The sequence below is a fragment of the Bowmanella dokdonensis genome, from assembly GCF_017254865.1.
GTDB classification, from domain to species: domain Bacteria; phylum Pseudomonadota; class Gammaproteobacteria; order Enterobacterales; family Alteromonadaceae; genus Bowmanella; species Bowmanella dokdonensis.
The window spans coordinates 21886-45425 of the sequence record NZ_JAFKCV010000015.1; the positions used below are offsets into that span (position 1 = coordinate 21886).

Sequence of the window (23540 nt, forward strand, 5' to 3'; positions counted from 1 at the left end):
GGTTGCGACGCTGTCTACAGGGCTGCGTCGTAGAACAGCTCGTCGGACTTTTTCGCCTTGACCGCGTCCATCAGCACCGCTTCATGGGCCTCATCCGAATACTCACGACGACGTTCGGCGTTGATACCAAGTTTGTTGAAAAGTTTGACGTCGGCATGAGTCTCAGGATTAGAGGTGGTCAGCAGCTTGCAGCCATAAAAAATGGAATTGGCGCCGGCCAGAAAACACAGGGCCTGCATCTGCTCATTCATGGCTTCGCGTCCGGCTGACAAACGCACATGACTTTTTGGCATCATGATTCTGGCCACTGCGATAGTGCGGACGAACTCAAACTGGTCCAGTTCATCCACTTCATCCAGCGGCGTGCCCTTCACCTTGACCAGCATATTGATGGGGACGCTCTGGGGTTGCTCCGGCAGGTTGGCCAGTTGCACCAACAGCCCTGCCCTGTCACTGGCACTTTCCCCCATGCCCACAATGCCGCCGGAGCAAACATTCATCCCTGCATCCCGCACATGCCTGAGGGTATCCAGCCGATCCTGATAGGTACGGGTGCTGATGATCTCCCCATAAAACTCCGGCGAGGTGTCAAGATTATGATTGTAATAATCCAGGCCCGCGTCCTTGAGCATCATGGCCTGCTGCTGACTGAGCATTCCCAGGGTCATGCAGGTCTCCAGTCCCAGTGCCTTGACACCTTTGACCATTTCAATCACGTAAGGCATATCCCGGTCTTTGGGATTCCGCCAGGCGGCGCCCATACAGAAGCGGGTCGAGCCGGTTTGTTTGGCTTCCCTGGCCCGCTGCAGGACCTTTTCCACTTCCATTAGCCGCTCTTTTTCCAGGCCGGTGTCATAGCGGGCGCTTTGCGGGCAGTATTTGCAGTCCTCGGGACAGGCACCGGTCTTGATGGAGAGCAAGGTGCTGACCTGCACTTCATTGGCATTAAAATGCTGGCGGTGGACGGACTGGGCCTGAAACATCAGGTCGTTGAATGGTTGACTGAACAGGGCATTGACTTCTTCGAGGGTCCAATCGTGACGGATAGGGGCAGAGGCCTGCATGGAGATTCCTTTACATGGTCTTGATGACCACGTAGTCTAAGCGCGGCCCCTGACATGTCAACCAAATCAGATTATCCACTTTTACATCTGGCCAATAATTAGACTAATGAACCTATCATTCGACCAACAACATATCTGGCACCCCTATACATCGGCGATCAACCCTTTGCCCTGCTATCCGGTTGAGCGTGCCGAAGGCGTTTACCTGCACCTGCAAACCGGTGAACGACTCATCGACGGTATGTCCTCCTGGTGGGCCGCCATCCACGGCTATAACCATCCGCTGCTGAACCGGGCCGCCCATCAGCAGATAGACAAAATGGCCCATGTAATGTTTGGCGGACTGACCCACCAGCCTGCCATCAGCCTGTGTGAATCCCTGCTGGAAATGGCGCCGGAAGGATTGCAACGGGTGTTTCTGGCCGACTCAGGCTCTGTGGCGGTGGAAGTGGCGATGAAGATGGCACTGCAATACTGGGCTTGTCAGGGCAACGGCCAGAAACACCGGTTCCTGACCCCCCGCAATGGTTATCACGGTGACACGTTCGGCGCCATGTCCGTATGTGATCCAATCAACGGCATGCACAGCCTGTTCAGCCAGGGACTCCCACGGCAGATTTTTATGCCGGCCCCGCAAACCCAATTCGGCCAGATCTGGAACGAAGATGATATGCAGCCAATGCAGGAACTGCTGGAACGTCATCACCACGAAGTTGCCGCCCTGATCCTTGAGCCCATAGTGCAAGGTGCCGGCGGCATGCGCATTTATCATCCCCACTATTTGCGCCGGGCCAGACAGCTCTGCGACGAATATGACGTACTGCTGATCTGCGACGAGATAGCCACGGGATTTGGCCGCACCGGTAAGCTGTTTGCGTGTGAGCATGCCGATATCAGCCCGGATATCCTTTGTGTGGGCAAGGCCCTGACCGGCGGCTACCTGACCCTCGCCGCCACCCTTTGCAGTGAAGATGTGGCCATGGGCGTCTGCCAGGGTGAGCCCGGTGTTTTTATGCACGGCCCCACCTATATGGGTAATCCCCTGGCCTGTGCCGTGGCCAATGCCAGCCTGGAGCTGCTCAACACCGGACAATGGCAGACCCAGGTCGCAAATATAGAAACGCAGTTGAAACAACAGCTGTTGCCCCTGAACCGGCTCCAGGCAGTGGCTGACACCAGGGTGCTGGGCGCTATCGGCGTGGTGGAAACCCATCAGGCGGTGGATGTCGCCGCCATTCAGAAGCATTTTGTCAGGGCCGGGGTATGGATTCGCCCTTTCGGTAAGCTGGTCTACATTATGCCGCCTTATATTATCCAGCCAACTGAACTGAGCCGGCTCTGCGCTGCCATAGGGGAAGCCCTGGCCGACTAGTCATGCCCGCTTATAGACAGGAACCCCAGAGGTACAGAGGCGACAAAGAGCAGAGAAAGCCTAAACAGGCTCAATGCCGTTCAAACACCTTCTCGGGGTAAAGCAATCTTCCTGAGGGCAGGTCCGATGGAATGACACTGTGTTCCAGTGCTGAATCTGTCTCAACCGAACAGCTAACTGACGACCCCCAGCAACCAGAACAGGCTGCCGGCCGACAGGCAGGTCAGGATCATCAGGTTCAGCCAGGGGCCGTCCTGGATCCGCCTGGCCCGTTTTTGTCGGAGGAACAGGGCGGCCAGACTCAGACAGAAGCAGAAAAGCAGCAGAATCAGCAGATAACCGGTCAGCGGCATCGCCCATTGTTCACGGCTTTCCACTCCCAGCACCTGCATAAAACCGGTTTCCAGCTCCGGTCTGGCATAGTGAAACACCAGCATGGCCACCACAAAAAGCAGCCAGGCGAGGATATTGAATATCACCAACAGACGATATAACCGCTCCTGGGTGGGACTAAGCCCTCGCCGTTCCTTCCCATTCCATTGCTCAGTGTCTTGTTTCATAGCGGATTTTGCTTGAGTCTGGCTGTCAGCCAAGTAAGATTACACACCTTGCGAACAAGGACCCTGAAAGGGTTTCCCGGCCGCATATTATTGGCACCTTGGGTGCTTTCCTCCGGCAGGTTTTCACCTTGCCTGATAGATACTGTAGAGCAAAATAGTTGGATCCCCTACAAAGCGGGATCGCATGGAGAGATTAGATGGCGCACACCCCAGTGGTAGAGATTCTCAAGGGCAAACACTCTGTCGGTGACAGAGTGGTGGTAAAAGGATGGGTCCGGACCCGTCGTGACTCCAAGGCCGGCCTGTCCTTTATCGCCTTGCATGACGGCAGTTGTTTCGATCCGGTGCAGGTCATTGCCCTGAGTAATCTGAATAATTACGCGGATGTGCAGAAGTTGACCACAGGTTGTTCCATTGCCGTAACCGGTACGGTCAAGGCCTCCGAAGGCCAGGGCCAGGCACTGGAAATAGAGGCCGACGGAATCGATGTACTGGGCTGGGTGGAAAATCCTGACACTTACCCAATGGCAGCCAAACGCCACAGCATCGAATTTTTGCGCGAGCATGCCCACCTGCGCCCCCGTACCAACGTGATCGGTGCAGTAGCCCGGATCCGCAACTGTCTGTCCCATGCCATCCATCGCTTCTTCCACGAACAAGGCTACTTCTGGATCAGCACCCCCATCGTCACCGCCAGCGACTGTGAAGGCGCCGGCGAGATGTTCCGTGTCTCCACCCTGGATATGCTCAATGTACCCCGGGACGACGAGGGCAGAGTGGATTACAGCCAGGATTTCTTCGGTAAGGAAGCCTTTCTGACCGTGTCCGGCCAGCTTAACGTGGAAACTTACGCCTGTGCCCTGTCCAAAGTCTACACCTTCGGCCCCACCTTCCGGGCTGAAAATTCCAACACCAGCCGCCACCTGGCCGAGTTCTGGATGATAGAGCCGGAAGTGGCCTTTGCCGACTTAAGCGATGTAGCGCAACTGGCCGAAGACATGCTCAAGTATGTGTTCAAGGCTGTGCTGGCAGAGCGCCCCGACGATATGGCCTTCTTTGCCGAGCGCATTAACAAGGATGCCATCAGCCGTTTGGAAAAAGTGATCGAACAGGACTTTGTGCGGATGGACTACACCGATGCCATCGAGATCCTGAAAAAGTCCGGCAAGCAGTTCGAGTTTCCGGTGGAATGGGGGGTGGATTTGAGCTCAGAGCATGAACGTTATCTGGCCGAGGAGCATGTGGGCGCGCCTATCATCATGCAGAACTACCCCAAGGACATCAAAGCCTTCTATATGCGCATCAATGACGATGGCAAAACAGTGGCCGCCATGGATATCCTGGCGCCGGGTATCGGCGAAATCATCGGTGGTTCCCAGCGTGAGGAACGCCTGGATGTATTCGATAGTCGCCTGGAGGAGATGGGCCTGAACAAGGAAGACTACAGTTGGTACCGGGATTTACGCCGCTACGGTACAGTGCCCCACTCCGGCTTCGGCCTGGGTTTTGAACGCCTGGTCGCCTATGTGACCGGCATGCAGAACGTCAGGGATGTGATCCCCTTCCCCCGTACCCCGGGTAACGCCGCTTACTGATGGTTAAACGGGCTGGTTAGGCCGTATTCAGTAACTTTATCCCAAACAATAAAAAGCCGGTGTTATACACCGGCTTTTTGCTTCTAATCACTTTTAGTCAGTATCAGGGCTGCCACTGGGCATTCAGGCTGACGCCTGAGAAAGCACGGTAAGCATGCAGGCCCAGGTGCCAGGTGCCGGCGCTGGGATTGTCGATACGACAGACTTCGCTGTTACCCGACTCCCAGGAGCGGCACGCATAGGTGCTGGTGGTAGGATCGGCGTTAAAACGCAGGTACAGATCCGCATCGCCGCTGCCGCCTGTTGTAGTCACTTCCAGATAGGCCATACCCGCCGGTACCTCCAGCGTATAGCGCGCCCACTGGTTGCGGCTGGCAGAGATATCACTGGCGCTGGCCGAACCGCCCTCAGCACCGCCGCCACCGCCGCTGCTTGGCTCGGTAAAGCTGGCCGTCAGGCTGGCACCTGAGAAAGCGGAATAGGCTTGTACTTTGACATAGTAAGTGCCGGCCTGGGGCGCACTGAAGCTGCAGCTTTCCTGGTTGCCCGAATTCCAGGAACGGCAGTCGTAACTGGAGGTGCTGGGCGAAGCGCCAAAGGAGACATACAGATCCGCGTCACCGCTACCGCCGCTCATGGCGAAGCTCAGATCAGTGGCGCCGGAGGGTACCGTCAGCGTAAAGTCCAGTGACTGGCCCTGTGAAGCCGACAGGTTGGTCTTGGCCACGCCGTTTTCCAGCTCTGAGGAGCCGGAACCGCCGCCACCAGAGCCGCCACAGTTATTGCTCAGATAGTCAGAGGCGGCCTTGGCCTGAGCCATTCCGTAACCGGTGCGGTTGTCACGGCCGGATACATCCAGGTCCTGGGCGGTACCGGTCAGGGCGCTGCGCACTTCACTGGCGGTACAGGTAGGATTATTGCTCCACGCCAGAGCAGCCACGCCCGCCACATGGGGAGAGGCCATGGACGTCCCGTTGTAGTAAGCATAATCCGTATTGCCCACGGTCTGCAGTGTTGCACCGGTACCGGAGGCTGCCACCAGTTGTTGTCCCAGAGTGCGGCTGACGGACACCGTCGGCACTGTGACCTCACTGTTGCCATCCACCAGATAAGGGTTTTGCAGTCCGGGACGCTCCGTATCACCATAAACCACTACCCCTGCTGCGCCGGCATTGGCACAGGCCAGTACCGGATTGATCTCCGGGTAGTTACTGCCGGACTGGTTCTCGGCCCGTTCAATCACACAGACCTTGCCGCTCATATTGCCACAGGAGAAGCTGGTGCCACTGGTGGAACAGGCTGCCAGTTGGCCGGACACCGAGGCGTTGATATTGGTGATCACATAACTGCCGCCGCTGGATACATAGCGCGAGTGAGGCAGTACTCTGTCATCGCCTGCGCTGTTGCTGCCCCAGCTCAGATAACCCTGGCGGCCATCACCCAGGCCCACCGAAGAGAGGATCGCTTCACCGGGTCCGGAAAGCTCCACCTGGTTGGTGTACTGGGAGAACTCTGCGTGCTTGCCGGATTCATCCACTGCAGCCACCGAGACCACGGCATTGTAGGAAGCCGGATAGGAATGGGTGGAATTACCGTCATTACCAGCCGCCGCTATCAGCAATACCCCATTGTCGTAGGCGTTTTGCATACCATTGCTTTCAGAGGTAGAGGAACTGGCGCCGCCCAGTGACATGTTCACCACTTTGGCGCCGTTACTGGCGCAGGTATTCACCGCATCCACCAGGTCGCTGCTGTAGGCCCAGCCCTGTTCGTTGAATACCTTGACGATATGCAGGTTGACGTTCTGGTTGGGTAAGACCCCTACTACCCCTTCGCTGTTGTTGATGGCGGCGATGGTGCCTGCCACATGGGTGCCGTGCGATCCGCCAGGCACATACCAGTTGCCGGTACCTGAGTCGTTGGTGCCGTCATGCTGGTTGCCACTTAGGTCTGGATGATTGATATCGTAACCCGAATCAATCACACAGACGGTCATATTGGACGCGCTGGCATCGGAGAGCTGATCCGCCTGCACCGCACTGATGCCCCAGGGCTGGTTCTCGGCCAGGGGATAACGGCGGGGATCCGGCTCGGCACTGACCACATTGGCATTCTGACTCAGTTGCTGAGCCAGTGCTTTCATCTGCTTAACGCTTCTGGCCTGAGAGAGAGCAAACACGGCTTTGCCGTTACCCAACTCTTTGACAAAACTGACCTTATCACCGCTAAGCCTGCGCATGCTGCTCATCAGAGCGTCAGCCTGATTGCGTTTGGCTGCGGACACTGATGCGCCGGCCGCCACGCCTTTGTCAGCCTTGAAGGCCTGCACCATGGCAGCGTCTTCAAAGGTCAGAATCATTCTGTCGGTGACATCTTCCCGTTTGGCCCGCTGCTGGGCTAACCAATCGGCGAAAGACAACTCTCCGGTTGCATTATTCTGACCGGATTGGGGTTTGAGTTCGGTAGCCGAGGCAGAGCCCACGGCCAGAGCAACCAGCGACAAGGCGCCGATCAGGGTACTTGATGACTTGAGTTTCATCTTGCTTCCTTTTTCCTGTATTTAACTACTTTTTTAATTTCCACTTGTTGTACTGCAAAGCCACCCCGTCCCCTCTGTCCGGCCTTGACTGCAAATGCATCCGGCCGGCAAAGATGTAACAATCTGTAACAGGATGTAACTTTAATCTTTTTGTAACACTAAAGTTCTATGGCAAAAAAGTATCGAATAATGGCAGGCGGTATGAAAATGTCGTGATCGGCCAGTCGAACGCTAGCCGGTCACAAATTCGATTTGGTTATATGTTATTCAAACCAAACCTTATGCACAGATATGCTTATTGGCTGAATAAAATATTCATGGATAGAGTGAACGTCGAACTAAATACGAAATGAATCAAGGAGGGATAGCTGTATATGGGGGAGCCCCCCTGCCGGATGGCTCTCGTTACTCCCAGAACTCGAAGTAATCGTCGCTGTCTCTGGCGGGTCTTGGCAGGGAGCGTGTCGCCGGGCTGCCCAGATACAGGAAGCCCACAATCTCGTCCTGCTCTTTTAATGACAGGGCCTGTTTGACCTGCTCGTTCTGGGCATAGCTGCCGGTCCGCCAAATCCCGCTGAATCCCTGGCTAAGGGCTGCCATTTGCATGGCATGCACGGCACAGGCGGTAGAGGCCACCTGCTCCACCCAGGGCACCTTGGGGTTATCCTGATACTTGGCAATGGCCACAATCACCATGGGCGCGCGCAAGGGTAACTGGGGCGCCCTTTCCACGTCCTTTTCCGACATATCGGAATTGATGGCAGCCTGCTCAAATATCTCGCCCAGCCTCACCAATCCTTTGGCCTGACAGACGATAAATCGCCAGGGCGTCAGTCCCGCATGGTCAGGGGCGCGCAATGCAGCCTGCATGATGTTTTTCAATGCCTGTCCGGATGGCGCCGGCTCCTGGAGGCGGGGCTGAGAGGTGCGGTTGAGTAACAGTTCCAGTGCTTGCATGGCTGACTTATAGATGAATCCTGGCGCTACGTTAGAAAATGATGCGATAATTTACAAGTCCAGCCGCCGTAAAAATATTTCTCATGAGCTCAGACAAACCCCGCCCCCAAGGGGCCATGAACAAGTTGTTTCAGCGACAACAACCCAAGGTCGGGGCCAGGCCCGGCACCGGGAGGTTGCTGCGCAGCTTTGCCGAAGACGACTGCAAGCGCATTGCGTTGCTGATTCAGACCTGGCTGGAAGCCGATGAGAGGCGCCAACACAAACCCTTAGTCCGTGGCCGGGTCAAATAGCCGCAGCCAGTTCCGCCCCCTGACGAATGGCCCGCTTGGCGTCCAGTTCCGCCGCCACATCGGCCCCGCCGATCAGATGCACAGGCATGCCGCTGTCCTGCAGTCTCTGGTAGAGCTCTCGCTGGGGCTCCTGTCCGGCGCAAATAATCACATTATCCACCTCCAGGCACTGCTTCTGTCCGTCTATCAGCACATGCAGACCCTGATCGTCGATACGCTCGTAACTGACCCCGGGGATCATTTTGACCTGTTTGCTTTTCAGTGATGCCCTGTGGATCCAACCTGTGGTGGCGCCTAACCCTTTGCCGACCTTAGTGCTTTTACGCTGCAGCAGATAGACCTCGCGGACAGGTGTCTCCTCCTCCCGCTCGGCCAGGGCGCCCCGCTGGCGATATTGCTTGTCAATGCCCCAGTATCTGAGCCAGTTGTCCGGTTGCAGCGCCAGGGACTCTTCTTCCAGCAAGTATTCAGCCACGTCAAATCCTATGCCCCCGGCGCCGATAATCGCCACCTTTCTGCCCACCGGCTTATGATCGCGTAATACGTCCAGATAACTCATCACCTTAGGATGCTCCACCCCCTCAATGGCCAGTTGCCGGGGCACGATGCCGGTGGCAAGCACCACCTGATCAAATCCGCCCTGTTTAAGGCTTTCAACCGTCTGCGGGCAGTCCAGATGCACCGAGACGCCAAGTTTCTTCATCCTCACATCGAAGTAACGCAGGGTTTCATGAAATTCTTCCTTACCCGGGATCTGTTTGGCGTAGTTGAACTGGCCGCCCAGTTCCGCAGCCTTGTCATACAGATGGACCTCATGGCCTCGCTCAGCCGCATAACAGGAAAACGCCATCCCGGCCGGCCCGGCGCCCACTACCGCCAGTTTTTTCTTATGGTTGGTCAGGGTGAAATTAAGTTCCGTCTCATAGCCGGCCCTGGGATTAACCAGGCAACTGGCCCGTTGTTTCTTAAAAACATGATCCAGGCAGGCCTGGTTGCAGGCGATACAGGTGTTGATCTCCTCTGAGCGTTGCTGCTCGGCCTTGATGACAAATTCCGCATCAGCCAGAAAAGGCCTGGCCATGGACACCATGTCCGCATGACCTTCTGCCAGCACCCGTTCAGCCACCTCAGGGGTATTAATTCTGTTGGTGGTGATCAGCGGTATGCTCACTTCCTGTTTCATCCTCTGGGTGATCCAGGTAAATGCCGCCCTTGGCACCATAGTGCTGATGGTTGGTACCCTCGCCTCGTGCCAGCCGATACCTGTATTTATCAGGGTCACCCCCGCCCGCTCCAGATGTTTGGCCAGTTGCACTACTTCCGGCCATTCGCTGCCCCCTTCCACCAGATCCAGCATGGAAAGGCGGAAGATAACAATAAAGTCGTCGCCGACCTTTTCCCGTACGGCCCGCACAATTTCGAGGGCGAAGCGGGCGCGGTTTTCGGCGCTGCCGCCCCACTCGTCTGTACGCTGATTGGTGCGCGGACAAAGAAACTGATTAATCAGGTAGCCTTCCGAGCCCATGATCTCGACCCCGTCATAACCAGCCAGCCTGGCCATGGCCGCACAGTTGGCGTAATCCCTGATGGTGCTCCTGATGCCCCTGGCTGACAATTCCCTGGGTTTAAAGGGGTTAATCGGCGCCTGAATAGCCGAAGGCGCCACATTGATGGGATGGTAACCGTAGCGACCCGTGTGCAGGATTTGCATGCATATTTTGCCGCCCTGTTGGTGCACCGCTTCGGTGATAACACGATGGGCCTTAGCGTGTGACTTGCGGGTCATGCGGGACGCAAAGGGAAATACCCAACCCTGACGGTTAGGACTGACCCCGCCGGTGACGATAAGCCCTACCCCTCCTGCTGCCCGCTCGGCATAAAAGGCCGCCAGTTTTTCATGACCGCCTTTTTCTTCTTCCAGTCCCAGGTGCATGGATCCCATTAACACCCGGTTTTTCAACTGGGTGAAGCCCAGATCAAGGGGGGCCAACAGGTGCGGATATAGGGGATGTGTGCTCATAGGAATCTCAACTGGTCTAACCTGTCGGGCAGTTTAACCTGATTTTAACCAGAATTTCACCCTTCATTGGGCGCACATATGTTCGCCGCTGCGGGTGATCCAACAAAACAGCAGCGAAAAACGGTAGAATACAAGGAAGTTACCCTGAGCTTTGAACCAAAACCCCACTTTATTCATAAAAAATTACATTTGCCGTTTTGGTATCCAGCCCAGTTTGGATAGGATACACATACTCAGAGGTAATCAAGACAATCTATGGCCACAGGACAAAGCCTGACCAAAACCTTCTTCGGCGGTATCTGGTCGGTACTCAATTTCACCCGCAACCTTATCTTTAACCTGATATTTTTGTTGATCGTCGGCGCCATTCTGGTGGCCGTGTTTTCCGATGAAAACAAGGTCATTGTGCCCGCTGATTCGGCACTGGTGCTGGATTTGAAAGGCAAACTGGTAATCGAAAAGACCGCAGTGGATCCATTCGAGAAATTCATGCAGGAAGCCTTGGAGGAACAGGAAGACAACCCGGAAGTGTTGCTGCGGGATGTGATCTTTGCCATCGATAATGCCAAGCAGGATCGCCGCATCAAGACGCTGGTCCTGGATCTGCACGGCCTGGAAGGGGGCGGCCTGGACAAACTGCAGCAGATAGGCATGGCTCTGGACAGCTTCAAAGAGAGCGGCAAACCTGTCTACGCCATAGGCGATTATTTTACCCAGGACCAGTATTACCTGGCCAGCCGCGCCGATCATGTTTATCTCAATCCCATGGGCTGGATGATTCTGGACGGCTATGGCCGCTACCGGTTGTACTTCAAGTCGGCACTGGAGAAGCTGATGGCCACGACCCATGTGTTCCGGGTGGGTACCTTTAAATCTGCGGTAGAGCCCTTTATTCGTGACGACATGTCTGAAGCGGCCAAAGATGCCAACCGTGCCTGGCTGGAGTCCCTGTGGAGTCAGTATAAAGAGGACGTGGCCCGGGCCCGGAATATGGATATCAGCAATTTTGATGAAAAGCTCACCCGGTTCCTGGACAAATTTGAACGGGCTGAGGGCGATTTTGGCCGCTACGCGTTGGAAAACCAGTGGGTCGATGCGTTGCGAACCCGCGAAGACGTGCGCGTTGAGATGGCCGGCCTGGTGGGGGAAGACAAGAATCCCCGCGGCTATCGCCATATAGGGTTTGAGCAGTACCTGCAGGTTATTACCCTGCCCTTCCTGTCTGCAGAAGAGGAAACCGACCGGGTGGGCGTGGTGGTTGCCAGGGGCACCATTCTTAATGGTACGCAAAAGGCCGGCACCATAGGCGGCGACAGCACGGCGCAATTACTTCGCAAGGCCAGACTGGATAACAGCATCAAGGCGGTGGTGTTGCAGGTGGACTCACCCGGGGGCAGCGCTTTTGCCTCAGAAATCATTCGTCAGGAAGTGGAGAACCTCAAGGCCGCCGGTAAGCCGGTGGTGGTTTCCATGAGCACCTATGCAGCGTCAGGCGGCTACTGGATTTCAGCCGGTGCAGATGAGATCTGGGCGGCCCCCAGCACCATCACTGGCTCCATCGGTATTTTCGGTATGTTTATGACCTACGAGAACACCCTGGATTATCTGGGCATCCATGCCGACGGATTGGGTACCACTGAGTTTGCCGGTATCAGTCCCGCCCGGGCGCTGGATCCCAAGGTGGGCGAAGTCATCCAGCGTAATATCGAGCATGGCTACAACCAGTTTATTACCCTGGTCGCCAACGAGCGCGATATGGACAAGAGCCGGGTGGATGATATTGCCCAGGGCCGCGTCTGGATTGGACGGCAGGCCGAAGAGCTGGGGCTGGTGGACAAGCTTGGCTATATAGACGACGCCATTCAGTCGGCTGCCCAACTGGCTTCACTGACCCAGTATGACACCAAGTACGTGGAGCGGGATCTCAGCGCCAAGGAAAAGTTCTGGAATGAATTTTTCGGCAATGCCTCCGGCTGGTTCGGTGGTGCATTGAAGCAACAAAGCGACAGTCAGTTAATCAACCTGGTCAAGCAACTGGTCATGGAGTTTGAAGCAGTGGCCCGCCTAAATGATCCCAAAGGCGCGTATGCCTATTGCCTGCCCTGTCAGATATAACCAATGATCCATAGCAGAATGCCGGCGTTAAGCCGGCATTTTCTTGTAAGGTAATGCTTTGGCTGAGTCGCTTACCCTGCCCCTGAAAAACGCTGCCCGGCTGGCTGCTATCCAGGGAGGGCGGGATTACCACATCAGATCGTCGGGAATATCGTACTCGGCGTACCAGTCGTCTTCTTCGCCGGACTTATCATTGGCAGAGGATTCCAGCTTGTCTGCCCGATACAGCACCACCTGTTCGTCGCGTTCGGCAATCTTGTCTGCTACCGGCATGGGCACGATTTCGTAGCTCTCTGCCAGTTTTACGATGGCCAGCTTGCCCTGGCTGATACGTTTCTGGGTCAGGGCGTTTACATACAGTTGCTTGACCTTATTGCCGTCAGTGAAGTGACAGGCGATATCACCGGTGTTTTTGGGCTGGCGATTGGTCTCGATCAACTGCTTGATCTGTGCGCCGACGGCTTTTTTCTCGGCTTCCAGTCTGGCCTGTTCATTCAGTTCCCTGTCTTTGGCCTTTTTTGCCTCCAGCGCCTGTTCCGCCGCCAACCTGGCTTCATCAGCGGGTTGCAGCTTGTGCTTCTTCTGCTGCTTGGCTTGTTTGCGCTTCTCGGTTTTGACCTTCTGAACTTTTTGTTTGTCCGCCAGGCCAGCTTTCATTAATTGTTCCTGCAGGGAAAGTGCCATCTGCTCTCCGGTTTCTGATTCCTGATGGGGCTAGTTTACAACGGCTTGGGGCTGGTGTCCCTCCCCTGATCAGGGCTGCATCTTCCCTCCGCTGCGGCAAACAGGCACAATCACATAAAACCCAGATTAAGGACAGGCGCTAATGCACTGTGATGACCGTTGGACCACCCTGCATAAGAATCACGAACAATATGAATTGGTTGCACAGGGGGTTAAACTGACGGCCCTGGCCACGCTGTTCGCGGGCCTTGTGCTGAATCTGTCCCCCTGTTGGCTGATACTTATCCAGTTGTTGTTGTGGGGCCAGGAGGCTATCTGGAAAACCTTTCAGGCCAGACTCGCCGATTATCTGCTGGCGCTGGAATCCAACCCTCAGTTGCCCGGCTACTATCAGTACTGGCAGACTCAGCGGCCGTCTTCCCTGGGGCTGATTATCCAGTATGGGAAAAGTGCCTTTCGCCCGACTGTGCTGTTTCCTTACGGGCTGATTCTGATGGGCTTGCTACTTGTCGAGGTCGTGTAACCAATGCCTGAGCAAAGCGGCCAGCTGTTCCCGATCTTCTGCCATCACCCCTGACACCAGCCTCTGCATGGTGTCAAAGTGTCTGGGCAGAGCGTCCTCGATCAGCGCCTTGCCTGTGGACGTCAGACTGACCAGCACGCTGCGCCTGTCTTCTTCACTGTGCTGACGGGCTATGAGGCCTTTTTGTTCAAGCCTGTCCAACCTGTTGGTCATGGCACCGGAACTGAGCAACATGGACTGATAAAGTTGTGAGGGGGTCAGACTGAAAGGTTCACCACTGCGACGCAAGGTGGCCAGCACGTCAAACTCCCCCTGCTTGAGGCCAAAACTTTCGTGGCAGCGGGAAATTTCTCCTTCGATGATCTTCATCAGCCGTAAAATCCTGCCCACCAGCTTCATGGGCATCAGATCGCGATCAATGCCCTGCTGTTGCCATTGGACGGCAAATTCGTCCAGACCGTCCTCATATGCAGTCTTCATGGTTCTGCCCAGGTATCTTCATATAAAGATACTTTACCCTCGCTGCCTGTCCGGGTAAACTGCATTTATCTTCATATAAAGATACTTCACTTAGAGAGATATGCCTGATTCGCCATCCAAAGCGGCCATGCCGCTGTTTCTGTTGCTCATCACCCTGCTTATCGCCCTGAACCTGCGGCCGGCGCTGGCCTCTGTCGGTCCGCTGCTGGCTGCCATGCAAGAAGAACTGCCCCTGAGTTACGCCGGCGCTTCCCTTCTTACCAGCCTGCCGGTCATGATCATGGGCATTGCCTGTTTCTTCGGCTTTGCCCTGGCAGGCAGAATTGGCATGGGTCGCACCATCAGCTTGTCCATCGGCATCCTGACGCTGGCACTGCTGTTCAGGTTCAGGCTGGACTCTACCGGCATGTTAATCCTGACGGCGTTGCTGGCGGGTCTGGGTATCGCTTTGATTCAGTGCTTGTTGCCGGCCCTGATAAAAGCCAATTTTCCAGGACGGGTAGACCAGGCCATGGGCTTGTACATTACGGCTATCATGGCCGGCGCCAGTATGGGTTCGGCCTTGTCGCCCTGGCTGGCCGGTTTCTTCGAGTGGCGTGGAGGAATGGGCCACTGGGTCTGGCTGGCATTGACGGCTTTGCTTTGCTGGCAGTTATTCCTGTCGCGCTGGCATTTCCCCGCCCGCCCTGCTGCCAGCCCGACCGTCCGTCAGTCGTTCTGGGGGAATCGCCGGGCCTGGCAGTTAGCCCTGTTGTTTGGTCTGAGTACCGCAGCCTTTGTCTGTGTACTGGCCTGGTTGGCGCCGTTCGCCATGGAGCAGGGTTTGAATGCCCAGCAGGCCGGGCTGTTACTGGGCTTTCTGACCCTGATGGAAGTGACGGCGGGTTTACTCTTTCCGGCCTGGGCAGCCAGAGTCCGGGACAGGCGTCCCGTGCTGTTCAGCCTGTGTCTGTTGCAACTGGCGGGTTTCGCCGGCCTGATTTTGTTTCCGCAGCTCAGCATTTGGTTCTGGGCGACCCTGCTGGGCCTGGGCGTCGGCGGCATGTTTCCCATGGTGATGATTGTGACCATGGATCATCAGGAAGATGCCGTACAAGCCGGCGAGCTGGCGGCTTTCGTGCAGGGTATGGGTTACCTGATTGCCAGCCTGGCGCCCTGGGGAGCCGGCCTAATTCGTGACAGCCTGCAGAGTTTCAGTCTGGCCTGGGGGTTGCTGGCGGGCGGAGCCTGTGTGTTGCTCACACTCTGTATGAGCCTCACTCCCGCCAGTTACCGCAGCGCTTTTACGCTTCAATCTGAGCCGGCTTAGAGGGAGACCTAGGGCGTGTTTATCTTTCATATTGACGCTCTGCTGGAGGTCATTTTTTTGCCCAGCAAGGAAGAAGGAGTGCGGTTTAGTGGGCCTAAATAAGCGACTGATAACGCCGCTGGACGGAAAAATGAACCCAGCCCGAAGGGTTGAGGCTAAAAATCCCTCACTCTGCGTTGCTCCCAACTTGTTTAGATGACTAAACGGCGTTACTCGCGCCTTGATTGAGGGATTTTTAGCTCTCAACAGAGAACAATATGAAAGATAAACACGCCCTAGCGTTTGAAGAATAAAAACAGACCGACCACCAGACTGGCCGCTCCGCCTATCAGGCGCATCATCACCTCATCCGAATGTGAGCCGGTGACCGCTTCCGTCAACTGGGCGCCGGCCGACTCGGACATATCATAGCCCCAGAAGAGCAGCCCCGCCCCGACAACGATCAGTACCAGACTGACTGCTTTAGTGGTTGTACTTGCCATTGGATTTTCCTTATGGTGTCAGATAAATGGTTTACTGATTGTCCTGCGACTCAGCGCCGAACAGCCATAACAGCCCTTGAATCACACTGACAGGCCAGGCTGCCTCATGAATAGTGTCGTCAAACAATGAGAGTTTCACATCAAACCCCGGATAGCGCCAGGCAGCCAGTTGAGTACGAAACGCGATGGCATCCCCCACCCTGTCGTGCTCATCTGACTGGTACAGGGGGCTCTCAAGACTGCCGACCCCGATGAAGACCCGGGCATTGAGATCGCTTTGCTGTTCGGACCAGCCCCGGACCCTGTCCAGAAGGAAGCCGTCCTGATACCAAAGATCAGGACTGGCCAGCAGATAAGCCTGAAACAGTCCGGGTGTTCTGAGCAGCGTATACGCGCCCAGATGGGCGGTTTTACCGCGTCCTATAAAGGTGCGCCTGACCGGATCGGCACGATAGGAGCGCTCAATAAAGGGGATCACACGACGCTCAAGCAATGCCAGCAGTTGGTCATGGCGCAGGACATGGCTCTGCCTGTCCTCGTTGGGCTGGTTGTCGTTGCTGGCCAGTGAAAAGCTCACCAGAATGGCTTGCGGCAGCTTGCCGGTTTGCATGGCAAGATGGGTCGCTGCAGAAACCAGCAGCAGATCTTCCGCGCCTCCGGGCAGATAAAAAACCGGGTAACGATGGCCAAAATGAGACGACTGATAGTAACTGGCCGGGAGTTGAACGGTCACGCTGTGCAAACCTGACCCGTCCGTCAGTGCCCGCACCTCGGTGTTGGCCAGATGCAGTTGCTGGGCCGCCACCGGGGTGGTGGTCAGCCAAAGCAGGCAGATAATCCAGCCTGAGCGTCGCAGCATGCTGTTCCTCTGAACTTTTTCTTCTAATATTCAAGCACTAAGATTCGCATATCGGGACGCTATTAGCCAGTTGAAGACACCCGCCTATCGGATTTTTTGACAGGATATGGACTTTGCTATCCTTCGTGAACCGCTGCACAGGCTCCCTGGCACCTCAATAAGCTTCAGTCACCCGGCCGATAACGCATCGCTACATCACAGCGTGCATAGGCCTGACCGAAACGTGCCATGATGTCGTCGCAGTGAATGAAACCGTTTTTCTCATACAGGTGAATGGCCGCGGCACATTGCTTATTGGTCAGCAGGAACAGGCAATCAATGGCCATCTGCCTGGCCTGCTCCAGGCAGTATTGCAGCAGTTTCTCGCCGACCTTCAGGCCCCTGGCCGATTCGAGCACGCCCATTTTGGTCAGTTCGAATACACCGGATCCTTTGTTCATTAAGGCACAGGTACCCACCACTCCAAGCTCTGCATGTCTGGCAAAATAGATCCGGCCTCCCGGTTCGATCACAATGCGCCGCGGATCATTAAGCATGGCGATATCGGAGGGCTCCATGGCAAACATGGACTCAATCCACTGTTGGTTGATGGACAGAAAGTATGGGGCCAGTTCATCAGTAAAGGCATGGAAAGTCAGTTCATTGTGGATCATCTTTACGCTCCATGGTTCGTTGATACAAAGATTTCTGCCCAAAGGCCTGTTCACATTGTCGCAATGACTGGTAAAAATCGTTTCCCCCTTGCTCACACAGCTCCCTGGCGGCCTCGCGCACAGCCTGCCACATGGGCTGGATAGCCTCCACCTGGCTGCGCCCCTGTTGGGTCAGGGTGATCAGGCGGCGGCGGGAATCCTTTTTGCAGGGGGTCTGTCTGACCAGTTTCCTGGCGCTGAGCTGGGTGCAGAACTGACTGATGGCTGGCTGGGACAGGCCCAGGTATTCGGCTGCTTCCACCACACTGACTTCACCCTTGTGATAAAGCAATGCCAACAGGGTAAACCAGCGCGGTTGCAGATCTGCCCCGTAGGCTGCATAAATGGCCGAGGCATCGGCCAGCATACGTTCAGCCAGCCTTTTCAACCGGCTGCCTAGGGCCAGTTCCGCCAGTTCGTCGAGAAAATCTTCTGTCATAGCGCACTTATTTAAACACTTATATAAGCATTTATATATAAATCTAAAAACTTGTCAAGCACGCCAGATAAGGCTCAGCTGCAATCTTTTATCCGGAGGACAAATTGCCCGACACAGGGCCGGGCAACACAGGAGTGGATCAGGTAATGGGTATGGTCTTTCGCGCATACAGCGCTTTGCGCTCTGCATCACTGATAAATGCCGCTTCAACGCCATTGCGCTGAACCTGCTCGAGCTGGGCGTCGTTCAGGCCGATAATCTCTTTGGCGACCCTGTATTCGTTTTCCAGGTTAATATTAGAAACGGCAGGATCATCCGTATTGAGCGTGACACACAGGCCCCGCTCCAGGAACAACGGCATGGGTGAGTCCTTAATGGCCTTGACCGTGGCGGTCTGATAGTTAGAGGTGGGACAGGACTCAACAGCGATACGATGTTTGGCCATATATTCCATCAACCGATCGTCCCGGGTGGCCGCGACACCGTGGCCGATTCGCGTGGCGCCAAGCTTTTCAATGGCATTCCAGATGCTTTGGGGCCCGTCGGCTTCACCTGCATGCACGGTTATATTCCAACCGGCATCACGGGCCAGCCGGAAATGCTCCAGAAAAAGCTCGGCGGGATATCCCAGTTCATCGCCGGCCAAATCCAGGGCGGTGATATGCTCCTTACAGGCCAGCAGGGCGTCCAATTCCTGACGACAGGTATACGCCCCAAAGGTACGGCTTAGAATGCCGATCAGATTGGCCTGAATGCCGAATTTCTCACTCCCTGACCTGACCCCTTCAATCACTGCCTCCACCACCTGCACCATGTCCAGATTAAACGCCCTTGCCATGTAATAAGGGGAAAAGCGCAGCTCCACATAGTCCAGACCCGAGTCATGGGCGTCTTCCATATTTTCCATCGCCACCCTGTAACAGGCGTTGACGTCGGCGAGCACCGCCACCCCGTAATCCAGCTTCTGCAAAAAAGCCAGCAGATCACTGGTCTGTTCCTGTACCTGGGCCAGGGGCAACAGTTCTTCGTAACTGTTGGCGGGCAGTCGTATACCATGTTGCTGGGACAGTTCCCAGATGGTCCGCGGGCGGATATTACCGTCCAGATGCCGATGCAGGTCTACCAGGGGAACGTCGGGATTAATCATCATTATTATCCTTGTATTGACTACGACGAAGAAAGGTCTCCGAGGGCCAGTATACCAAGTTGGGATCAAAACCCGAGGATAAAATCGCTTAGCGGTGTCCTTCAGACGGGGGCGAGGCAGGTGCCGGTGGCTCCAGTTGCAGTTTCTCGGCCAGCAGCACGGCCTGAATCCGGCTATATACATCCAGCTTGCGGAAAATAGCCGTCACATGAGCCTTAACCGTGGCTTCGGTGATGCCCAGCTCATAGGCAATCTGCTTGTTCAGCAGGCCATGGTGGATAAGGTAAAGCACTTTGTATTGCTGAGGGGTCAGGGTGGCAACTTTCTGCGCCAGGTTGCGATCTTCGTCACTGATGGCGTGCAACTTGTCCCTGAGTGCAGCGGGCACCCAATTGTCCCCTTCCAAAATGCTACTGATGGCATCGGCTATCTGGTCGGAGGATGAAGACTTGGGGATAAATCCCAGGGCACCGAACCCCATTACCCTGGATACAATTTCAACACTCTCACTGCCGGAGATAACCGCCACGGGCACGGTGGGGAAATCCTCGCGCACGCGGATAAGACCATACAGGTCGCCGGAGCCGGGCATATGCAAATCCAGTAACACCAGATCCAGATCTTCATGTTTGTCCAGGGCGGCCAGGGTGCTGTCCAGGGAATCGGACTGTACCAGTTCCAGTTCTGCAAAGCGCTGCTTAAGCGCACCAGCCAGAGCTTCCCTGAACAGGGGATGATCATCCGCAATCAGAAACTTGGCCATGTCAACTCCAATGGTAACAAGTCACTCAGTGTCCGACATTTTGCTGTCGGACACCAGTACCCCGAATTAGGCACTCACCTTAACGGTTCAGCCTGTTGTCAATCAGCGAATCCACCACCGCCGGATCGGCCAGGGTCGAGGTATCACCCAGGTTCTCAAACTCATTGGCGGCAATTTTGCGCAGGATACGGCGCATGATCTTGCCCGAGCGGGTCTTGGGCAGGCCATGGGTCCACTGGATATAATCAGGGGTGGCGATGGGGCTTAAGTCATCCCTCACCCACTGGCGTACCGCTTTGGTCAGCTCTTCGGTGATCTCGGTACCATCGGTTGGCAACAGATACACATAGATGCCCTGCCCTTTGATATCGTGCGGATAGCCCACCACCGCAGCCTCGGCGACGGCCGGATGGCCCACCAGGGAACTTTCGATCTCTGCCGTGCCCAGACGGTGACCGGACACGTTCAGTACGTCGTCTACCCGTCCGGTAATCCAGTAATAGCCGTCCTCGTCGCGTCTGGCGCCGTCGCCGGTAAAGTACAGGTTGCTGTAGGTGCTGAAATAGGTCTGCTCGAACCTGTCATGGTCGCCCCAGACGGTGCGGGCCTGACCCGGCCAGGAATCGGTGATCACCAGGTTGCCTTCGGTGGCTCCTTCCAGGAACTTGCCTTCTGCATCTACCAGGGCCGGCTTGACGCCAAAAAAAGGACGGGTGGCGGAGCCGGGCTTAAGGTCGGTAGCGCCGGGCAGCGGGGTAATCATGATGCCGCCGGTCTCAGTTTGCCACCAGGTGTCCACAATCGGACAGCGGCTGTTACCGATCTTTTCGTGATACCACTCCCAGGCCTCCGGGTTGATGGGTTCACCAACACTGCCGAGCAGGCGCAGACTGTCACGGCTGGAGCCTTCTGCGGGCAGATCCCCCTTGGCCATCAGCGCTCTGATGGCGGTGGGCGCGGTGTAGAGGATACTCACCTTGTGCTTGTCGACTATCTGGCCGATACGGCGAACATCGGGGTAGGTGGGCACTCCTTCAAACATCAGACTGGTGGCGCCATTGGCAAAGGGTCCGTAGACGATATAACTATGACCTGTGATCCAGCCCACATCCGCTGCACACCAGTAGATATCACCAGGATGATAATCAAACACATATTCATGGGTCATGGCCGCATACACCAGATAACCGCCTGTGGTATGCACCACCCCCTTGGGCTTGCCGGTGGATCCCGAGGTATAGAGCACAAACAGCGGATCTTCGGCGTTCATGGGCTCGGGTTCACAGGTTTTTTCACAGTCTGCGGTTACCTCATGCCACCAGTGATCCCGCCCCTGGTGCATGGCTGTGTCTTCCTCTAGCAACTGATAGACAATCACAGATTCGATGCAGGCCGTGCTGGCACGCTCCAGGGCCTTGTCCACATTGGTTTTCAGAGGTACTTTGTTGCCGCCCCGGCGACCGAAATTACTGGTGATCACCAGTTTGGCGCTGCAGTCCTCGATACGATCGGCAATGGCATTGGGAGAAAAGCCGCCGAAGATCACCGAATGGACAGCGCCGATACGAGCGCAGGCCAGCATGGCATAGGCAGCCTGGGGGACCATGGGCATATAGATAATTACCCGGTCACCCTTGCCCACACCCAGCTTTTTCATACTGTTGGCGAGCAGACAAACCTCGTCATGCATTTGCTGGTAACTGATATGACTGCTCTGGGACGGGTCGTCCCCTTCCCAGATAATGGCTGTGGCCTGGGGATTGGTTTGCAGATGGCGATCGATACAGTTGTAGGCGGCGTTAAGCTTGCCGTCCTCAAACCACTTAATGCTGACCTGACCTTTGGCAAAGCTGGTATTCTTAACTTTGCTGTAGGGCTTAATCCAGTCCAGTCGTTTGCCCTGTTCCTGCCAGAAACCCTGGGGATCCTTCACCGACCAGTCATACAGGCGTTGATACTCCGCATTATCTGCATGGGTATTGGCCTGCTCGGGGTAAGAGGATAAGGGGTGAATTGCTTGAGACATACAGTTTCTCCAAATTTTGCCAGGGTCCCGGTCCGTTTGCCCAATGGTAAGGGGGTGGCCCCTGTAAAGTATTAGACCATAGTCGTAATCCGCTTTTTACCCGGCGTCAAACTTTCCTTTACATTCCTTTAACAACAAGCCCTGTAGCCACACTGCCGGCATCTTCGACCTTAGTCGAACAGACTATGGTCTGATTGAGCAGCCTGTCCTCCTGAACAATGTTAGGTGTCGATGACATTGAATTCGACTCAGAGGACAGATAATGACAACCCTGATAAAAAAACCTGTTGCACTGCTGATTGGCTCCCTGTTCACCGCCTTTGGATCACAGGCTGCCGGATTGGACGATACCACATTTAAATTCGGCGGCTATATCAAACTGGACGCCATGGCCAGTCAGTACTCAGACGGCTCCCTGCCCTCGGGCAATATCGGACGGGATTTCTATATTCCCGGCCTGACCCCCGTTGGCGGCAATGACGAGGGCACTGCCTTTGATATGCATGCCAGGCAGACCCGATTCAATTTCTCCAGTACTACCGCACTTGAAAACGGTAAGACCCTGACCGCCAAACTGGAACTGGACTTTATGGCCACTCCTAACGGTGATGAGCGTGTCTCCAACTCCTACAGCCCCCGTATGAGAATCGCCACTATCGAATATGACGGCTGGCTGTTCGGTCAGACCTGGACCACCTTCCAGGATGTGGCGGTGTTGCCGGAAACCCTGGACTTTATCGGCGCCACCGACGGTACGATCTTTGTGCGTCAGGCCATGATCCGCTACAGCCACGGCGGCTTTCAGGTCGCTTTGGAGAATCCGGAAACCACGGTAACACCCTTTGGCGGCGGTGGCCGCATCGTCACCGATGACAACTCGGTGCCGGATTTGGTGCTGCGCTATACCCATAAGACCGACTGGGGCCATCTGTCCGGTGCGGCGCTGATCCGCCAGCTCGCCTATGATAACGGCGTGGGCATCGACAGCACCGAGACCGCCGCCGCGTTCAGCCTGTCAGCCAAGATCAACCTGGGTAAGGACGACATCAAGCTGATGCTTAACAGCGGTTCGGGTATGGGACGCTACCTGGGTATCAATACTGCCAACGGCGCGGTGCTCAATGCAGACAATGAGCTTGAGACCATCGACTCAACCGGGGGGCTTATCGCCTACCGGCACTGGTGGAATGAACAGTGGCGCTCAACGCTGAGTTATTCAGTTTTTGAGGCGGACAACGAGGTGGATCTGACCGGCCTTGGCGTGACCAAAAGCACCAGCAGTATCAGGGTCAATGCCATTTACTCGGCCACCAAGGCATTAAGCTTTGGACTGGAATACAGCCACGCCGAGCGGGAGCTGGAAAATCAGCAGGACGGCGATATGGACAGGCTGCAGTTCTCAGCCAAGTACAGCTTCTAAGCTCTAGGGCGTGTTTATCTTTCATATTGACACTCTGCTGGAGGCCATTTTTTTGCCCAGCAAGGAAGAAGGAGTGCGGTTTAGTGGGCCTAAATAAGCGACTGATGACGCTGCTGGACGGAAAAATGGCCCCAGCCCGAAGGGTTGAGGCTAAAAACCCCTCACTCTGCGTTGCTCCCAACTTGTTTAGATGGCTAAACG

The 23540-nt window shown here is 55.6% G+C and carries 21 protein-coding genes; 7 read left to right on the top strand and 14 right to left on the bottom strand.

Annotated elements, in window-relative coordinates; translation table 11 throughout:
• Nucleotides 1-14: 14 nt before the first annotated feature.
• On the bottom strand, nt 15-1064 hold the full coding sequence (gene bioB / locus J0A66_RS18450) for a biotin synthase BioB (RefSeq protein ID WP_206575331.1): 1050 nt from the start codon (nt 1062-1064) through the stop codon (nt 15-17).
• Between the two features lie 106 nt (nt 1065-1170).
• Here bioB and bioA point away from each other — a divergent pair, with 106 nt between their 5' ends.
• Nucleotides 1171-2436, top strand: a complete 1266-nt coding sequence (gene bioA, locus J0A66_RS18455) for an adenosylmethionine--8-amino-7-oxononanoate transaminase (protein WP_206575332.1) — start codon at nt 1171-1173, stop codon at nt 2434-2436.
• 173 nt (nt 2437-2609) lie between these two features.
• Here the strand turns inward: bioA and J0A66_RS18460 are convergent, their stop codons facing one another.
• Nucleotides 2610-2996, bottom strand: coding sequence for a hypothetical protein (locus J0A66_RS18460; RefSeq protein WP_206575333.1), 387 nt, complete (start codon nt 2994-2996; stop codon nt 2610-2612).
• 197 nt (nt 2997-3193) lie between these two features.
• Here J0A66_RS18460 and asnS point away from each other — a divergent pair, with 197 nt between their 5' ends.
• Nucleotides 3194-4591, top strand: a complete 1398-nt coding sequence (gene asnS / locus J0A66_RS18465; protein ID WP_206575334.1) for an asparagine--tRNA ligase — start codon at nt 3194-3196, stop codon at nt 4589-4591.
• A gap of 103 nt (nt 4592-4694) precedes the next feature.
• On the opposite strand, the gene J0A66_RS18470 is transcribed toward asnS, so the two are convergent.
• Together J0A66_RS18470 and J0A66_RS18475 are read right to left on the bottom strand one after the other, a co-directional pair.
• Nucleotides 4695-7130 (bottom strand): S8 family serine peptidase, encoded by a 2436-nt coding sequence (locus J0A66_RS18470; protein WP_206575335.1) that lies wholly within the window; start codon nt 7128-7130, stop codon nt 4695-4697.
• Nucleotides 7131-7535: 405 nt separating this feature from the next.
• The gene (locus tag J0A66_RS18475; protein ID WP_206575336.1) at nt 7536-8087 is read right to left on the bottom strand and encodes an NAD(P)H nitroreductase; all 552 of its coding nucleotides are present in this window, start codon (nt 8085-8087) and stop codon (nt 7536-7538) included.
• Nucleotides 8088-8203: 116 nt separating this feature from the next.
• On the opposite strand from J0A66_RS18475, the gene J0A66_RS18480 reads away from it, so the two are divergent.
• Nucleotides 8204-8380, top strand: coding sequence for a hypothetical protein (locus tag J0A66_RS18480; protein WP_241264297.1), 177 nt, complete (start codon nt 8204-8206; stop codon nt 8378-8380).
• Here the strand turns inward: J0A66_RS18480 and J0A66_RS18485 are convergent.
• Nucleotides 8373-10400 (bottom strand): NADPH-dependent 2,4-dienoyl-CoA reductase, encoded by a 2028-nt coding sequence (locus tag J0A66_RS18485; RefSeq protein WP_206575338.1) that lies wholly within the window; start codon nt 10398-10400, stop codon nt 8373-8375. The two genes, J0A66_RS18480 and J0A66_RS18485, sit on opposite strands and share 8 nt — an antisense overlap.
• Nucleotides 10401-10655: 255 nt before the next feature.
• On the opposite strand from J0A66_RS18485, the gene sppA reads away from it, so the two are divergent.
• A complete protein-coding gene (gene sppA / locus J0A66_RS18490; RefSeq protein ID WP_206575339.1) occupies nt 10656-12515 on the top strand; it encodes a signal peptide peptidase SppA in 1860 nt (619 codons plus the stop codon).
• Nucleotides 12516-12641: 126 nt separating this feature from the next.
• On the opposite strand, the gene J0A66_RS18495 is transcribed toward sppA, so the two are convergent.
• Complete coding sequence (locus J0A66_RS18495; RefSeq protein WP_206575340.1) at nt 12642-13199, bottom strand: DUF2058 domain-containing protein; 558 nt, start codon at nt 13197-13199, stop codon at nt 12642-12644.
• Between the two features lie 142 nt (nt 13200-13341).
• Here J0A66_RS18495 and J0A66_RS18500 point away from each other — a divergent pair, with 142 nt between their 5' ends.
• Nucleotides 13342-13722 (top strand): hypothetical protein, encoded by a 381-nt coding sequence (locus J0A66_RS18500; protein ID WP_206575341.1) that lies wholly within the window; start codon nt 13342-13344, stop codon nt 13720-13722.
• Here J0A66_RS18500 and J0A66_RS18505 read toward each other — a convergent pair.
• Nucleotides 13702-14202, bottom strand: coding sequence for a MarR family winged helix-turn-helix transcriptional regulator (locus tag J0A66_RS18505; protein WP_206575342.1), 501 nt, complete (start codon nt 14200-14202; stop codon nt 13702-13704). The two genes, J0A66_RS18500 and J0A66_RS18505, sit on opposite strands and share 21 nt — an antisense overlap.
• A gap of 100 nt (nt 14203-14302) precedes the next feature.
• Here J0A66_RS18505 and J0A66_RS18510 point away from each other — a divergent pair, with 100 nt between their 5' ends.
• On the top strand, nt 14303-15511 hold the full coding sequence (locus tag J0A66_RS18510) for an MFS transporter (RefSeq protein ID WP_206575343.1): 1209 nt from the start codon (nt 14303-14305) through the stop codon (nt 15509-15511).
• Between the two features lie 275 nt (nt 15512-15786).
• Here the strand turns inward: J0A66_RS18510 and J0A66_RS18515 are convergent, their stop codons facing one another.
• The 7 genes from J0A66_RS18515 to acs all read right to left on the bottom strand — a co-directional run bounded on the left by J0A66_RS18515 (nt 15787) and on the right by acs (nt 21919).
• Nucleotides 15787-15993, bottom strand: coding sequence for a DUF3185 family protein (locus J0A66_RS18515; protein ID WP_206575344.1), 207 nt, complete (start codon nt 15991-15993; stop codon nt 15787-15789).
• A gap of 31 nt (nt 15994-16024) precedes the next feature.
• Nucleotides 16025-16852 (bottom strand): alpha/beta hydrolase, encoded by an 828-nt coding sequence (locus tag J0A66_RS18520; protein ID WP_206575345.1) that lies wholly within the window; start codon nt 16850-16852, stop codon nt 16025-16027.
• 164 nt (nt 16853-17016) lie between these two features.
• On the bottom strand, nt 17017-17505 hold the full coding sequence (locus tag J0A66_RS18525) for a GNAT family N-acetyltransferase (RefSeq protein WP_241264298.1): 489 nt from the start codon (nt 17503-17505) through the stop codon (nt 17017-17019).
• A complete protein-coding gene (locus J0A66_RS18530; RefSeq protein WP_206575346.1) occupies nt 17492-17983 on the bottom strand; it encodes a MarR family winged helix-turn-helix transcriptional regulator in 492 nt (163 codons plus the stop codon). The genes J0A66_RS18525 and J0A66_RS18530 overlap by 14 nt, the downstream gene beginning before the upstream one ends.
• 139 nt (nt 17984-18122) lie before the next feature.
• Nucleotides 18123-19130, bottom strand: coding sequence for an adenosine deaminase (gene add, locus J0A66_RS18535; RefSeq protein ID WP_206575388.1), 1008 nt, complete (start codon nt 19128-19130; stop codon nt 18123-18125).
• Between the two features lie 88 nt (nt 19131-19218).
• Entirely contained in the window at nt 19219-19893 is a 675-nt protein-coding gene (locus J0A66_RS18540) for a response regulator transcription factor (RefSeq protein ID WP_206575347.1), read from the bottom strand.
• Nucleotides 19894-19972: 79 nt separating this feature from the next.
• The gene (gene acs, locus J0A66_RS18545; RefSeq protein ID WP_206575348.1) at nt 19973-21919 is read right to left on the bottom strand and encodes an acetate--CoA ligase; all 1947 of its coding nucleotides are present in this window, start codon (nt 21917-21919) and stop codon (nt 19973-19975) included.
• Nucleotides 21920-22181: 262 nt separating this feature from the next.
• Here acs and J0A66_RS18550 point away from each other — a divergent pair, with 262 nt between their 5' ends.
• Nucleotides 22182-23339 (top strand): DcaP family trimeric outer membrane transporter, encoded by a 1158-nt coding sequence (locus J0A66_RS18550; RefSeq protein WP_206575349.1) that lies wholly within the window; start codon nt 22182-22184, stop codon nt 23337-23339.
• Nucleotides 23340-23540 lie beyond the last annotated feature (201 nt).